The following is a 12,874-nucleotide window of genomic DNA, read 5'->3' as shown; positions in this document are numbered from 1 at the left end:
TTATATCATAAATCTTACATAGAGAAATACGATAATTGAAAGTATTATCAGAATACTGATGATTGTTACCTTAAGGTTGTACAAAGTATCTTTTTTAGCCTGATTTCGTATCCTATTCTTTATCACTTGCTGCTGAAATGGGGTAAGCTCCTTGAATTTTAACTCGGTCTTACTTGACAGGTTCTCATATTCCGCACGGATGTCCTTGAAGGTTCGTCTTTTTTTCAACAGTGCCCTGTTGGCATTTATCACTAACATTGGTTGACTTGCGGAACCCATAATTAATACTTTCTTTACTAGTGACGATTTCACGACTTTTGTTACAGGTGTAATTTCTTTTTAAGGCCTCGTCTAATTATCGGGACTGTACGTTTAAAAAGTGAAGAGTTGAAAAAACCGACGATTAAAATTGGTGATGTACTATTCGGCGTGTTCATTGTATTGCTGATTATTCCCCAAACAAGGATTCCCATAATGGTCATGGTCAACAGGTTAAAGGTAGAACTGTTTTCACCAAGTCTAGCCTCTGAAAAGGAACAAATACAATTGGAACCCTTTATCTATGAAGTTGAAAATTTGCAAGGTGAATCGGTCAATACTAAAGTGGGTGATGGAAACATAACGTTTATAAGTTATTGGGCAACCTGGTGCCCGCCCTGTATCGCAGAACTTCCCAGTATCGATGCCTTGTATGGGCATTATGGGGACAAGATTGATTTTCTGATGATTTCGGATGAACATCCGGAGAAAATAAATTTGTTTTTGGAGAAGAGGAATTTTTCAGTACCTGCCGTGGTTTCCAAAATGAATCCTCCAAAGGACCTTTATGAAAAGACCATACCTACAAATTATATCATCGACCACACGGGAAAAATTGTTGTCAAGGAAAAAGGAGCATCCAACTGGAACAGCAAAAAAGTCAGAAACCTAATGGATGCGCTGATTGCGGAACGTGAAGCATCGGCAAAATAACTACCTCACGGGGCAAGCCCAGGAGGATTTCGTTATAATCAAGTTTTCAATTTCGAGATTAGCCCTATGTATTAAACCCTTTGGCAGAGCCAATAAAAAAACCCTTTCCAAAAATTAGAAAGGGTTTCTGTTTATAGGTTCAGCCATAATTATAAGGTACGAAGATATTCGGCTACGCTCCTTGCCTCATCTTCCGTAAGGTTTTGGTTCAGCATGATGGCGTTGTTGTACTCTTTCAATAATGCTTTGGCAATAGGATCTTCCTTGAGCATCCCATCTGGGTTCAAGATCATGTTCATTACCCACTCCGGACTCCTTCTTTCATACACCCCTTTCAAGGCAGGACCGATCATACGTTGTTCCGCCATGTGGCAAGCGGTACAAATGGCCTGGAATTTCTCCTCGCCCGCTGCGGCAAGGTCGGCATCGATTTCATCGCCAAACTCGACACTGGTTATGGGCCCTACACCTTTGTTGTCCATATCCACGGGGACACCACCGCTGGTTTCCGTAGCCTTAATTTCCTCTTTCTTGGTACGGTTCATTTCAAAACCATCCTTCTTTTCTTCTTTCTTTTCGCCACAGCTTACTACCAAGGCGCCAAGGGCCAATAAGGTGAATAATTTTCGCATTTCTTTTATGATTTTAATCTTAATAATTGTTGGAAGGACTAAGATATGAATTTTTATTTGTTAGGGGAGTTTTTTAATAAGCCCCGATCAAACTAACGTATTAAAAAAATCCAAGGAGCGCTGTTCCGTATACGTAATGTTCCTGTCCCCATAAAAACCCACATGTCCCCCGTATTTAGGTATCTCAAAATGAATGTTTTTATTATGTTCCGCTTCTTTCACTGGGTAACAGGCTTTGCCCAAAAAGGAGTCGTTGGCGGCATTCACGATTAGAGTGCTAACGGTAATGGAAGGTAGAAATTGAAGACAGCTACATTTTGCGTAATAATCCATGGCATCCTTAAATCCATGGGCTCTACTGGTATAAATATCGTCAAAATCCTTCAGGGTTTTTACGCGCTTAATATCCCTTTTGGCAATTTTATCCGGAAATAATTCCTCCTTGATTTTTAATTTTTCGATGAGGTTCCCTTTAAATCGCTTGGCATACAAAACATTTTTAAACTGCAACAATTGTGCGAGCGAATCTGCCAATTGACAAGGCACCGAAATGGCCGCCGCGCCCTTAATTTCCTTTGGAACATCGTCATTTTCGCCCAAATATTTTAAAAGCAGGTTAGCACCCAGGCTAAACCCGTAAAGATATATTTGTGTAAACCTGTCCATCCTCAAAATATGGTCAATAACATCTTGGAGATCTTCCGTGGCCCCGGAGTGGTAGGAGCGATAACGTTCATTGGGTACGCCGCTGCACCCCCTGAGATTTATGGCGCAGACATCAAAAGAGTTATCGCTTAAAATCTTGGCCGCACCTTGCACATAGGCCCTTTGGGCATCCCCTTCCAAACCGTGGAGAATGATACAGACCTTTTTTGAAGGGATGGTGGCATAACTCCAATCCAAATCCAAAAAATCACCGTCCGAAAGCAGGATCCGTTCCCGGACTTGGGTTAAACCCGTTACCTTTCTGAAAAGTCCGTTATAAATGGTGGAAAAGTGACTGTGCCTGAACAGTAATGGAGGATTATACTTTGAAGAAATTAGGGGCATATTGATTACTTCGGAAATATTTCCAACACTTTGATCTGTTCCTCGATCGCCTTTTTGAATACTGATTTTAAATTGGCCACCAATTTGGAGACGGGTAGCGTGTCCTCGATCGTGGCTACCCCTTGACCGGCGGACCAAATGGTTTTCCAGGCCTTGGCCTCTGTATCCAATTCCTTCCCAAAGTCTATTTTAGTATCTTTTTTTAAATCTTCCTCGGTAATCCCTGCTGCCTTTAGACTTGCGCCTAAAAAATTGGCATGCACACCGGATATCGCCGCTGTATAGATAACATCGCTCGCGCCCGCATTTATGATCATTTCCCGATATTCTGGAGTTGCCTTGCTTTCTTCGGTATTGATAAATCGGGTACCCATGTAGGCCAAATCCGCACCCATTTGAAGGGCCGATGCAATATCCCTCCCGGTACTTATGCATCCGGAGAGGATAATGGTTTTGGTATAGAATTTTTTAATTTCCGATACCAGGGTCATAGGATTGATGGTGCCCGCATGGCCCCCTGCCCCGGCCGCCACTAAAATAAGTCCGTCCACCCCTGCTTCCGCGGCCTTTTCGGCATGTCTTTTTTTAATGACATCGTGAAATACCAATCCGCCATAACTGTGTATGGCATCCACAACCTGGGATACCGCACCCAAGGAGGTAATGATCAATGGTACCTTATGTTTGATACATAGTTTTAGATCTGCCTCCAACCTTGGATTGGTTTGATGGACAATGAGGTTTACGCCAAAGGGAGCCGCTTTTTTTCCGGTTTCTTCCTCATATTCCTGTAAGGCCGATTTTATTTCTATCAACCATGCTTCGAATCCTTCGCTAGTACGCTGGTTCAATGCCGGAAAAGTGCCAACGATCCCATTTTTACAACATTCTATGACCAGTTGTGGCCCGGAAATGAGGAACATGGGGGCGGCGATTACGGGTAAGGACAGGTTTTGGATAAAAGGTGCTTTTGATGCCATAATATTTTTTGTTGATTTCAAAATTTAAGTAAAAAAGCGGAACGAATCTAGTTTGTTTAACCAAAACTATGGTATTTTTATGAGGTATTATGCATGCATAACAAAAAACGATTCGGAATGTACTTGAAAGATTTTGAGATACGGTGGAGCGATGTGGATGCCAATCGACATTTGGCAAACTCGGCGTACCTAAATTATATGAGCCACACCCGTATGGCCTTTTTGATGGAAATTGGTTTTGACCATAGCACCTTGGCAAAACATGAAATAGGACCCGTTGTATTTTACGAGCATATCTATTACTTCAAGGAAGCCTTTCCTGGAAAGCCCATTAAAGTGTCTATGGAAATTATGGGTATGAGCGAGGATGCCAAGTTTTTTGAATTTCATCACAACTTTTACAACCATAAAGGGGAAAACTTTGCTCATTGTGAAATGATGGGTGCCTGGATGGATTTAAAAACTCGAAAGCTAACGGGACTTTCGGAGGATTTTCTAGTTACTTTTAAGAATGTGGAAAAGGGCGAGGGCTTTCGAATTTTGTCCAAGGAAGATACCCGTAAATTTTCCAAAACTCCCAAAAATTTATAGATTTATCTTTTAAGAATTTAGCTACATTCTTCCCCCGGAATGGCAGTTTGTTTTAGTAGGATTTAATTTAATAATTTATCTAATGATAGAACAGGCAGTCAAGTGTTCCGAAATAGTTTACACAAAGTTCCGTAAACTAATTGTAACAAAAGGGATACTTCCCGGTGAACCTATTTGTCAAATCAAACTTTCACAACTCTTAAATACAAATATCGATTGCTTAAATGAGGCTGTTAATAAACTTTGCAAAGAGTCATTTGTCACCCTCAATTCAAGCAAGAAAATTATGATCAGGGAAGTTAGTACAAAAGAGATCATAGATATTTTGGATTGTAGAATTGCGTTGGAAACAAAAGCAATTAAGCTCTTTACATTGAGGGCGCCACAGGCGAGGATAGACGATTTACGAAACTTGATGGTACCTTTTGAAAAGGGACCCCAGAACGGTTATGTTTTCCATAAAATTTATCGAATATTCCATGAGCTTATCGTAATCAACTGTGGTAACGATTTGTTAATAAAACTCTTCAATCAATCTAACTTCTGGCCTACCTTGGAGCTTATAGGATTTACGCGTCCACTTATGGAAATATTACAGGAACATTTGGACTTAGTCTCTGCCGTGCATAACAGGGATGCCAACAAAGCTGCGGAACTCATGCAAGAACACTTTGAGCGTTGTAGATTATCTGTTCTTTAATAATTTTCCGATTTTAATTAGGCTTTGGCCCTAATTGGTTTTCTACTGGCTAGATAGACTCCTGCAAGAACAAGAAGTGCGGCCGCCATTTTTATCGCGCTCAAGCTGTCCTTTCCCGTTCCTATGGCAAATAAAATACCTATTAAAGGTTGAAGGTAGGTAAAGGCACTTACAGATGATGCCTTTAACTGTGTCAACGCAAAAACATTGAATAAATAAGTTAAAAAAGTGGTGCCAATTACAACAAATGCAATTGATGCATAAATTTCCGGAGGTATTGAAGACCATTTTATGGCGGCCACCTCGGTAAACGTAATGGGGAAATTGACAATAACCGCAATGGTAAAAAGCCATTTCATCAAAGTTAAGGGATGGTATTTTTCTATGAGTTTTTTAACTAGAATGAGATACGTACCGTAAGCAGTGGCATTTACGATTAAAAGGATGTTTCCTAACGGAATATTTGGGGCGTCCTGTCGACTTTCAGCTCCCATTAAGATTAGTAAAATAGCTCCTACAAAACCCATGAGGATACCGCACGCTTTTTGCCATGTTATTTTTTCCTGTATCCATACAGCTGACAGAATCACAACGATAATTGGGGTGATGGTCACCAAAACGGAACTGTTTATGGGCGTGGACAACTGAAGTCCCTTGAAAAAGGCCAACATGTTGATGACCATTCCAAAAATGGAACAGATTGCGAGTCGGCCCCAATCCCTTTTCGCAATTTTTTCCTTAGGGCCCAGTACGGAGAAAACCCAGAACAATACGGCCGCACCGGTCACCCGAAGCATTATAAACCCAAAGGGCTGCACATAATTGGGCATTACCCCTTTGGCAATGGTGTGGTTGAGGGCGTAAATGGTGGTGGCTCCCAATGCGGCCAGTAGGGCCAGCGTTCTTCGGCTCACGAATGAATGGCTTCTTTGGCCGATTCTACGGTCTTTTTACTGTTGCCAATGAAAATTTCATTGTCCACAACGATGACAGGTCTCTTTAAAAAGGTGTAATGGTCCAAAATCAGGTTTTTATAATCCGTTTCCCCAAGTTCCTGTTCGTGCAGGCCTCTTTGCCTAAAGAGCATGGCCCTCTTACTGAACAGCGCTTCGTAACTATGGGATAGGGAATGCATTTCTTCCAGTTGTGCTTCGGTAATAGGTGCCGACTTTATATCCTGGAGTTCAAATCCATCCAAGGGTTCCAGTTCCTTAAGAATTTTTTGGCAGGTATTACAGGTGCTTAGGTGGTATATTTTTTTTCCCATCTTGTATAGAATTGAAACACAAAGAAACCCAAATCTGATTAAATGTGCTATTTTTAGGCATCATTTAAATACAATCGATTTGCAAAGTCAATTAGCGATTACCTTACAAAATAGAAAACATTTGCACCAGGTTCTAACACAGACCCCAAAAGCGGATTTGTTGAAGATACCCAGCGGCTTTAGGAACAACATCTGGTGGAACATCGCCCATGTTGTCGTTACGCAACAGATATTGGTATATAAGTTCAGCGGACTCCAAATGCGGGTCCCAGATGCTCTTGTAGAAAAATTTATGAAGGGTACCGCCCCGGACGGGAACGCGACCGATGAGGAAATTAAGATTGTTGCCGATTTTCTGATCTCCACCATTACATGGACCAAACAGGATTTGGAAGAAGGTTTGTTCAAAGAGTACAGACCATATACCACAAGTGCCGGCTTTCAGTTGGATACCCTCCAGGATGCCATCAATTTTAACCTGTTTCATGAAGGTTTGCACATGGCGACCATCATGACCCAAAGAAGACTTTTGAAACAAGGTTCCTAAAATGTCTGTGGCGTAAGGAACTTTTGGATTTCCTCAAAGGGAAAGGTCAATATGATGGGGCCATCCGCATAGGAGGCCACTTCATATTGTTCGTAAAACAATTGTAGGCCTTCGTTGGTAAAGCCCATGTTCTCGGGTAGGTAAAACATATCCTCTTCGAACATGAAACCCGTGCTGTTAATGGATTCTGTGGATGAAATACCTTCTTGCTCCCTAAACTTAGCTTCTGCATAACCTTCAAAATCCAATATATCCTTAAAAAGCTCCTCATTGTTAAGGTCCGTTGCCTTTGTTTTGTCAAAGTTCAAAAAGCGGATACTGCCATAGCCATGGGCTCCACCCGTAAATAGGTAATAATCTAAGCGGATGGTCAACATCCGTTCATTTTCAAAGGTTACCTCCCCATTGATGGACGCTTCCCATTGCGTGGACTCCTCGGGAAACTTTTCCTTCAATTTGGCAAACTCGTTCTGGAACGATTTTATCGCCATATCGATGGAACTGGCATCCACTGCATCGTCATATTTTAGGATAAAAATAATTTCTTCCCTTAGGGCAGTGTTGATTGTTTCGTCTAATTTCTTGTTGCCTATGGCCTTTGGTATGGAAATGCTTACCGAGGCACAGTTGGCGCAGGGCTCGTTCCCAAAATTGGAAGGTTCAAAAACGAGGCTGTTGTCATTTTTACAACCCATGAATATCAGGCTAAATAGGAATAAGGAAAGTAGTCGTTTCATGCGTTTAATAGTAGGTTCATAGCTTGATTTTAAATAGTTCCTTAGGTAGAAGTATGTAGTTTAACATAAAAGTTCCCTCTATGAGGATTTCATGCTTGTAGTTCTAACTACGACAAATGTAAAGCTTCATTGTAATCCAAAAAAGATAACGATACATTTGTAGGAATAATAATAAGAATGGCTGCCAATAAAATGAGATTCAACAGTAAGGTGATTCATGGAGGTCAAGAACCCGATAAGGCCTATGGTGCCGTGATGCCGCCTATTTATCAAACATCGACCTTTGCCCAAACTTCTCCAGGTAACCACAGGGGATTTCAGTATTCAAGAAGTGCGAACCCTACCAGAACGGCCTTGGAGAACGCAATGGCCAGTATAGAAAATGGAAATTACGGACTGGCCTTTGCCAGTGGCTTGGCAGCGATCGATGCGGTATTAAAGTTATTAAATCCGGGTGACGAGGTCATTTCCACCAACGACCTTTATGGGGGCAGTTATCGCCTGTTCAAGAAAATTTTTGAAAATTATGGCATCGTTTTTCATTTTATGGATATGGAAGAAGTTTCCCTTGTTCAGGATCAAATAAATGAGAGAACAAAAATGATTTGGTTGGAAACACCAACAAATCCCTTAATGAACATTATCGATATTGAAGCGGTTTCCCAATTAGCAACGGCAAACGGACTATTGTTGGCGGTTGACAACACCTTTGCCACGCCCTATCTGCAAAAGCCCTTGGACCTTGGTGCCGATATCGTTATGCACTCGGCCACCAAATATTTGGGGGGCCATAGTGATGTGGTTTTGGGGGCCTTGGTGGTAAAGGACGAAGAACTAGCCAAGAGATTGTATTTTATCCAAAATGCCAGCGGTGCCGTATCCGGACCCATGGACAGTTTTTTGGTGTTACGGGGCATTAAGACCTTACATGTCCGCATGCAAAGGCATTGTGAGAATGCGGAGGCCATCGCACATTTTCTGCGAAAGCATCCCAAGGTAGATACGGTGTATTGGCCCGGATTTGAGGAACATCCCAATCACGACATCGCTAAAAAGCAGATGGTGAACTTTGGTGGGATGCTATCCTTTGTACCAAAAGGAAGTGATTATAAAGTGACCCTACAATTTGTGGAAAGGCTAAAAATATTCACGTTGGCGGAATCTTTGGGCGGCGTGGAGAGTTTGGTAGGGCATCCCGCAAGCATGAGCCATGGAAGTATGTCCAAACAGGAACGCGATAAGGCTGGTATAGCAGATGCTTTGATACGTCTGAGTGTTGGAATTGAGGATGTTGACGACCTAATTGAGGATTTATCGCAAGCTTTGGATGAATCGCTCATTTAATGTAGTATTTGTAGGGAAACCCTATTTATTTTTCAGGGATATTAAATGTTTGTCGTAAATACCATAATTTTTAGCGTATTATGAAATATTTAGGTTTATAATTATAATAATAACATAATTTTGCCGATATATTTTGAATTCAATAATTTAAAACGACATTAATGAGCTCAATACAAGCAAAAATAGATGCATTCATGGATGAGGTGAAGGCCCGAAACGGGCACGAACCGGAATTCATCCAAGCCGTTCAGGAAGTAGCGGATACCGTTATACCTTATATTGCCGAACAGGAAATTTACAACGGAAAGAACATTCTTTTGAGAATGGTGGAACCGGAACGATTGGTTTCCTTTAGGGTGGCATGGGTTGACGATGAAGGTGAAATCCATGTAAATAGGGGATATAGGATTCAAATGAATTCCGCTATTGGTCCGTACAAGGGCGGTTTGCGTTTTCACCCAACGGTAAATGCCAGTATCCTTAAATTTTTGGCTTTTGAGCAGGTATTCAAAAATAGTTTGACCACCCTTCCCATGGGGGGCGGTAAAGGGGGATCCGATTTTGACCCCAAGGGAAAATCTGACGATGAGGTAATGCGTTTCTGCCATGCCTTTATGTTGGAACTTAACAGACATATTGGACCTAATACCGATGTGCCGGCAGGTGATATTGGCGTTGGCGCCCGGGAAATTGGATACTTGTTTGGGATGTACAAGAAAATTAGGAACGAGTTTACCGGGGTATTGACTGGGAAAGGACTTTCATGGGGCGGTTCCAAAATTCGTCCTGAGGCTACCGGTTATGGTACGGTTTATTTTGCCGAAAACATGTTGAAAACCAAAAACGAAAATCTTGACGGCAAAACGGTGGTGATTTCCGGATCTGGTAACGTAGCCCAGTTTGCTGCCGAAAAGGTAATCCAATTGGGCGGTAAGGTCGTAACCCTATCGGATTCAGGTGGTTACATCTATGATTCCGATGGAATCGATACGGACAAACTGAAGTTCGTAATGGATCTAAAGAACAACAAAAGGGGACGTATTTCTGAGTATGTAAAGAAATACCCTAATGCCAAATATCACGATGGTAAAACTCCATGGGACGTTAAATGCGATATTGCCCTGCCCTGTGCCACCCAGAACGAGTTGAATAAAGAGGATGCCAAAAAACTCTTGGAAAACGGTTGTATATGTGTTGCCGAAGGGGCCAATATGCCCTGTACCGCCGATGCCGTCCATGCCTTCCACGATGCAAAAATCCTTTTTGCCCCAGGAAAGGCTTCCAATGCAGGTGGTGTTGCCACTTCCGGACTCGAAATGTCCCAAAACTCCTTGCGTATTAGTTGGACCCGCGAAGAGGTCGATGAGCGTTTGAAGGGCATTATGTCTGATATACACGACTCCTGTATCGAATACGGTATGGAGGAAAATGGCTATTGCAATTATGTAAAAGGTGCCAATATCGCTGGGTTCGTGAAAGTTGCGGATGCCATGTTGGCCCAAGGGGTTATTTAAACGAATTCAATATTGTACTTAAAGGCCTATCCTAATTTTAGGATAGGCTTTTTTGTTATGGCTTAGAATCAGTTTGGATAGGTAGCATCATATTTTAACCTATTTTTGACCCTTAAAACAGGGGCTTGTTATTCAATTCTTTTGAATTTTTGGTTTTTCTGATTGTTGTTTTCGGGCTGTATTGGTTCGTTTTCAACAAAAAGATCAGGCATCAGAATATATTGTTGCTGTTGGCTTCCTACATCTTTTATGGATGGTGGGACTATAGGTTTCTGTCCCTTATAATTTTATCTACCCTCGTTGATTATTTTGTAGGCTTGCAGATTCATGGAACAACGAAGGCTTCCCGCAAAAAAGTCTTACTTGGGATTAGTATGGCCTTTAATATTGGGCTATTGGCGTTCTTTAAATACTTCAATTTTTTTGTGGATTCATGGATCCAACTATTGAACAGTGTGGGGTATCAGACACAAAATACATGGTCGCTCAACATCATACTTCCTGTAGGGATTTCCTTCTATACCTTCCAGACCATGTCCTACACCATTGATGTATACAGAAACAAACTAGTGCCTACCTAGGACTTCATTTCCTTCGCGGCCTTTGTTTCCTTCTTTCCGCAGTTGGTTGCAGGACCTATTGAACGGGCCTCCAATTTGCTTCCACAAATATTGGGAAAAAGGACTTTTTCGTATGAAAATGGTATTCAGGGGTTGCGGCTCATTCTATGGGGCTTGGTGAAAAAGGTGGTAATTGCGGATGTTTTGGCCCTCAAAGTGGACGATATCTTTCTAAATTACCATGATTTTGGGGGCGGTGTTCTCTGGTTGGGAGCGGTTTATTTTGCCATTCAGATCTATTGTGATTTTAGTGGATATTCAGACATCGCGATTGGGGTTTCCAAATTGTTCGGTATCGAATTGATGTCCAATTTCAAGTTCCCCTACTTTTCACGGAACGTGGGGGAATTTTGGCGCAGATGGCACATATCCCTATCCACCTGGTTTAGGGATTACCTCTATATTCCCCTGGGCGGTTCCCGTAAAGGAAAATTAAAATCACTGAGGAACGTATTTATTATATTCTTGGTCAGTGGTTTATGGCATGGTGCCAATTGGACCTTTGTGGTGTGGGGCGGTGTCCATGCCCTGCTGTTCGTGCCAAGTTATATCTCGGGGCGAAACAGAACATATACCAGTGACATCGTCGCGGAAAATTCTTGGTTTCCAACACTGAAGGAACTGGGTCAAGTTTTACTTACATTTTTCTTGGTGGTACTGGCCTGGGTTTTTTTCCGCAGTGCATCCTTGACATCGGCTTTGGAATATATAAGCTTTATGTTTACAAAATTCGATTTTCCGCTTATCTATAAAAACGGATTGTACAGTGTGGGTTCCCTGTTGTTTTTGGATTGGATCTTTAGAAAGGACGAGCGGCTCAATTTTCCCTTTTTAAAATCGGTCAATAAAAAAATACTCGGCCTCGTAGAAGTCATAGTTATCCTGGTCGTGGTATATCTGATCAGTTTGAATACAAGTTCCAGTCAATTCATTTATTTTCAGTTTTAGATGAAGGCATTTCTCAAAAAGGCGGCTTTTTTTGGTTTGACGGTGCTAACGTATTTCTCGGCCACGAGCATCTATAATTACACTATTGACCCCTATGGAATTTTTGGAAATAGAAGGGAATTCAGGGCTATACGTCCCAATGAGCATAGTTTAAAAACGAATTTTGTCCTTCAAAACCCTCAAAAGTTCAACAGCTTTTTATTTTCCAATTCCAAGGGAGGCGTTCTTCATGTGAACCAATTGAATACTTCAGAAGATTCATGGTACAATATGACCTATTCCCTGGGAACCCCAGAGGAATTCTACAATAGCCTTGTATTGCTGCTTGAAAACGGTGTTCAAGTAAATAACATAATCTTAGGCATGGACGAAGGGGTTATTTATGAAAGAACTAGCTCGCATGAGAACGACGCCTCTCGTAAGTTCGTGAACTTACAAGAGGATAAAATCCAATGGGAGTTTCTGTTCTTGCCCATTTCCATCAAAAAAATTCTGGGGGCCGATCTGAGTAAAAAGTATATTGAGCATGATATATATACCGATGGCAATTATTACGCACACAATGCCTATGAAGCCGATTGTATTTCCCATGAAAACTTGGAACTTGTAGATTTCCCGCATGCAGCACCCATACAGCCGCTGGATTTTTCTTCACAGATTGAAATCCTTGAAAAAATTAGATCCTTATGCGGGCAAAAGGGCATCCAGTTGACATTTTTGGTACATCCCAGCTCCTTTGAAAATTATGTAAACTCCACCGAAAGAAGGATGCAGTTCGAATACCTTTTGAAAACTTTGGAGAACAAGGGTTTTAAGCTTTTTAGACCTTATGGTGCCAAATTAATGCGAATGAGTCCGTGTTATTGGTTGGATAAGCACCACTATACCCAAAATATTGGAAACGTTATTTTACAGGAATATTCCAAAAATTGGGCCAACGATTCCATAGCACAGTAAAGAATATCTTTGTAA

General features: G+C 41.6%; 16 protein-coding genes. 9 read left to right on the top strand and 7 right to left on the bottom strand.

The features are described 5' to 3' along the window. A complete protein-coding gene (locus ACZ41C_RS06250) occupies positions 1 to 258 on the bottom strand; it encodes a hypothetical protein (RefSeq protein WP_464564963.1) in 258 nt (85 codons plus the stop codon). A 129-nt stretch (positions 259 to 387) separates the two neighbouring features. Here ACZ41C_RS06250 and ACZ41C_RS06245 point away from each other — a divergent pair, with 129 nt between their 5' ends. After that, a complete protein-coding gene (locus ACZ41C_RS06245) occupies positions 388 to 972 on the top strand; it encodes a TlpA family protein disulfide reductase (protein ID WP_464564962.1) in 585 nt (194 codons plus the stop codon). A 149-nt stretch (positions 973 to 1,121) separates the two neighbouring features. On the opposite strand, the gene ACZ41C_RS06240 is transcribed toward ACZ41C_RS06245, so the two are convergent. The 3 genes from ACZ41C_RS06240 to ACZ41C_RS06230 form a co-directional block, all read right to left on the bottom strand. Further along, positions 1,122 to 1,604 carry a c-type cytochrome gene (locus ACZ41C_RS06240; protein WP_138256839.1) on the bottom strand — a complete coding sequence of 161 codons (483 nt, stop codon included), beginning with the start codon at positions 1,602 to 1,604 and terminating at the stop codon, positions 1,122 to 1,124. Between the two features lie 87 nt (positions 1,605 to 1,691). Continuing rightward, entirely contained in the window at positions 1,692 to 2,654 is a 963-nt protein-coding gene (locus tag ACZ41C_RS06235) for a YheT family hydrolase (protein WP_464564961.1), read from the bottom strand. A 5-nt stretch (positions 2,655 to 2,659) separates the two neighbouring features. Further along, entirely contained in the window at positions 2,660 to 3,634 is a 975-nt protein-coding gene (locus ACZ41C_RS06230; RefSeq protein WP_464564960.1) for an NAD(P)H-dependent flavin oxidoreductase, read from the bottom strand. A gap of 117 nt (positions 3,635 to 3,751) precedes the next feature. On the opposite strand from ACZ41C_RS06230, the gene ACZ41C_RS06225 reads away from it, so the two are divergent. Next, entirely contained in the window at positions 3,752 to 4,225 is a 474-nt protein-coding gene (locus tag ACZ41C_RS06225) for an acyl-CoA thioesterase (protein ID WP_138256842.1), read from the top strand. Between the two features lie 286 nt (positions 4,226 to 4,511). Beyond that, positions 4,512 to 4,925 (top strand): GntR family transcriptional regulator, encoded by a 414-nt coding sequence (locus tag ACZ41C_RS06220; RefSeq protein ID WP_161595303.1) that lies wholly within the window; start codon positions 4,512 to 4,514, stop codon positions 4,923 to 4,925. Positions 4,926 to 4,942: 17 nt separating this feature from the next. On the opposite strand, the gene ACZ41C_RS06215 is transcribed toward ACZ41C_RS06220, so the two are convergent. Continuing rightward, positions 4,943 to 5,839 carry a DMT family transporter gene (locus ACZ41C_RS06215; RefSeq protein ID WP_464564959.1) on the bottom strand — a complete coding sequence of 299 codons (897 nt, stop codon included), beginning with the start codon at positions 5,837 to 5,839 and terminating at the stop codon, positions 4,943 to 4,945. After that, positions 5,836 to 6,192 carry an arsenate reductase family protein gene (locus ACZ41C_RS06210; protein WP_272636032.1) on the bottom strand — a complete coding sequence of 119 codons (357 nt, stop codon included), beginning with the start codon at positions 6,190 to 6,192 and terminating at the stop codon, positions 5,836 to 5,838. Before ACZ41C_RS06210 ends, ACZ41C_RS06215 begins: the two co-directional genes overlap by 4 nt. Before the next feature lie 79 nt (positions 6,193 to 6,271). Here ACZ41C_RS06210 and ACZ41C_RS06205 point away from each other — a divergent pair, with 79 nt between their 5' ends. After that, positions 6,272 to 6,739, top strand: a complete 468-nt coding sequence (locus ACZ41C_RS06205; protein WP_464564958.1) for a DinB family protein — start codon at positions 6,272 to 6,274, stop codon at positions 6,737 to 6,739. Here the strand turns inward: ACZ41C_RS06205 and ACZ41C_RS06200 are convergent. Next, on the bottom strand, positions 6,736 to 7,476 hold the full coding sequence (locus tag ACZ41C_RS06200; RefSeq protein ID WP_464564957.1) for a DUF3298 and DUF4163 domain-containing protein: 741 nt from the start codon (positions 7,474 to 7,476) through the stop codon (positions 6,736 to 6,738). The genes ACZ41C_RS06205 and ACZ41C_RS06200 overlap by 4 nt on opposite strands. A 177-nt stretch (positions 7,477 to 7,653) precedes the next feature. Here ACZ41C_RS06200 and ACZ41C_RS06195 point away from each other — a divergent pair, with 177 nt between their 5' ends. The 5 genes from ACZ41C_RS06195 to ACZ41C_RS06175 all read left to right on the top strand — a co-directional run bounded on the left by ACZ41C_RS06195 (position 7,654) and on the right by ACZ41C_RS06175 (position 12,859). Next, positions 7,654 to 8,820, top strand: coding sequence for a cystathionine gamma-synthase (locus tag ACZ41C_RS06195; RefSeq protein WP_240042642.1), 1,167 nt, complete (start codon positions 7,654 to 7,656; stop codon positions 8,818 to 8,820). Positions 8,821 to 8,990: 170 nt separating this feature from the next. Further along, positions 8,991 to 10,334, top strand: coding sequence for an NADP-specific glutamate dehydrogenase (gdhA, locus tag ACZ41C_RS06190; RefSeq protein WP_138257328.1), 1,344 nt, complete (start codon positions 8,991 to 8,993; stop codon positions 10,332 to 10,334). A 374-nt stretch (positions 10,335 to 10,708) separates the two neighbouring features. Beyond that, entirely contained in the window at positions 10,709 to 10,915 is a 207-nt protein-coding gene (locus ACZ41C_RS06185) for a hypothetical protein (protein WP_464564956.1), read from the top strand. Positions 10,916 to 10,921: 6 nt separating this feature from the next. Beyond that, on the top strand, positions 10,922 to 11,902 hold the full coding sequence (locus ACZ41C_RS06180; protein ID WP_464565715.1) for an MBOAT family O-acyltransferase: 981 nt from the start codon (positions 10,922 to 10,924) through the stop codon (positions 11,900 to 11,902). Further along, positions 11,903 to 12,859 carry a hypothetical protein gene (locus ACZ41C_RS06175; RefSeq protein ID WP_138256850.1) on the top strand — a complete coding sequence of 319 codons (957 nt, stop codon included), beginning with the start codon at positions 11,903 to 11,905 and terminating at the stop codon, positions 12,857 to 12,859. The last annotated feature ends 15 nt before the right edge of the window (positions 12,860 to 12,874 follow it).

Source organism: Maribacter sp. C-4077, assembly GCF_055378385.1.
The sequence above is the reverse complement of the archived record's forward strand: the minus strand, read 5'-3'. Positions and strand labels throughout refer to the sequence as shown.

Bases quoted from the DNA above. Each gene is read 5' to 3' on its own strand.
- ACZ41C_RS06250 (WP_464564963.1), bottom strand. From the start codon at position 258: ATGTTAGTGATAAATGCCAACAGGGCACTGTTGAAAAAAAGACGAACC.
- ACZ41C_RS06240 (WP_138256839.1), bottom strand. From the start codon at position 1,604: ATGCGAAAATTATTCACCTTATTGGCCCTTGGCGCCTTGGTAGTAAGC.
- ACZ41C_RS06235 (WP_464564961.1), bottom strand. From the start codon at position 2,654: ATGCCCCTAATTTCTTCAAAGTATAATCCTCCATTACTGTTCAGGCAC.
- ACZ41C_RS06230 (WP_464564960.1), bottom strand. From the start codon at position 3,634: ATGGCATCAAAAGCACCTTTTATCCAAAACCTGTCCTTACCCGTAATC.
- ACZ41C_RS06225 (WP_138256842.1), top strand. From the start codon at position 3,752: ATGTACTTGAAAGATTTTGAGATACGGTGGAGCGATGTGGATGCCAAT.
- ACZ41C_RS06220 (WP_161595303.1), top strand. From the start codon at position 4,512: ATGATCAGGGAAGTTAGTACAAAAGAGATCATAGATATTTTGGATTGT.
- ACZ41C_RS06210 (WP_272636032.1), bottom strand. From the start codon at position 6,192: ATGGGAAAAAAAATATACCACCTAAGCACCTGTAATACCTGCCAAAAA.
- ACZ41C_RS06200 (WP_464564957.1), bottom strand. From the start codon at position 7,476: ATGAAACGACTACTTTCCTTATTCCTATTTAGCCTGATATTCATGGGT.
- ACZ41C_RS06195 (WP_240042642.1), top strand. From the start codon at position 7,654: ATGGCTGCCAATAAAATGAGATTCAACAGTAAGGTGATTCATGGAGGT.
- ACZ41C_RS06185 (WP_464564956.1), top strand. From the start codon at position 10,709: ATGGCCTTTAATATTGGGCTATTGGCGTTCTTTAAATACTTCAATTTT.
- ACZ41C_RS06175 (WP_138256850.1), top strand. From the start codon at position 11,903: ATGAAGGCATTTCTCAAAAAGGCGGCTTTTTTTGGTTTGACGGTGCTA.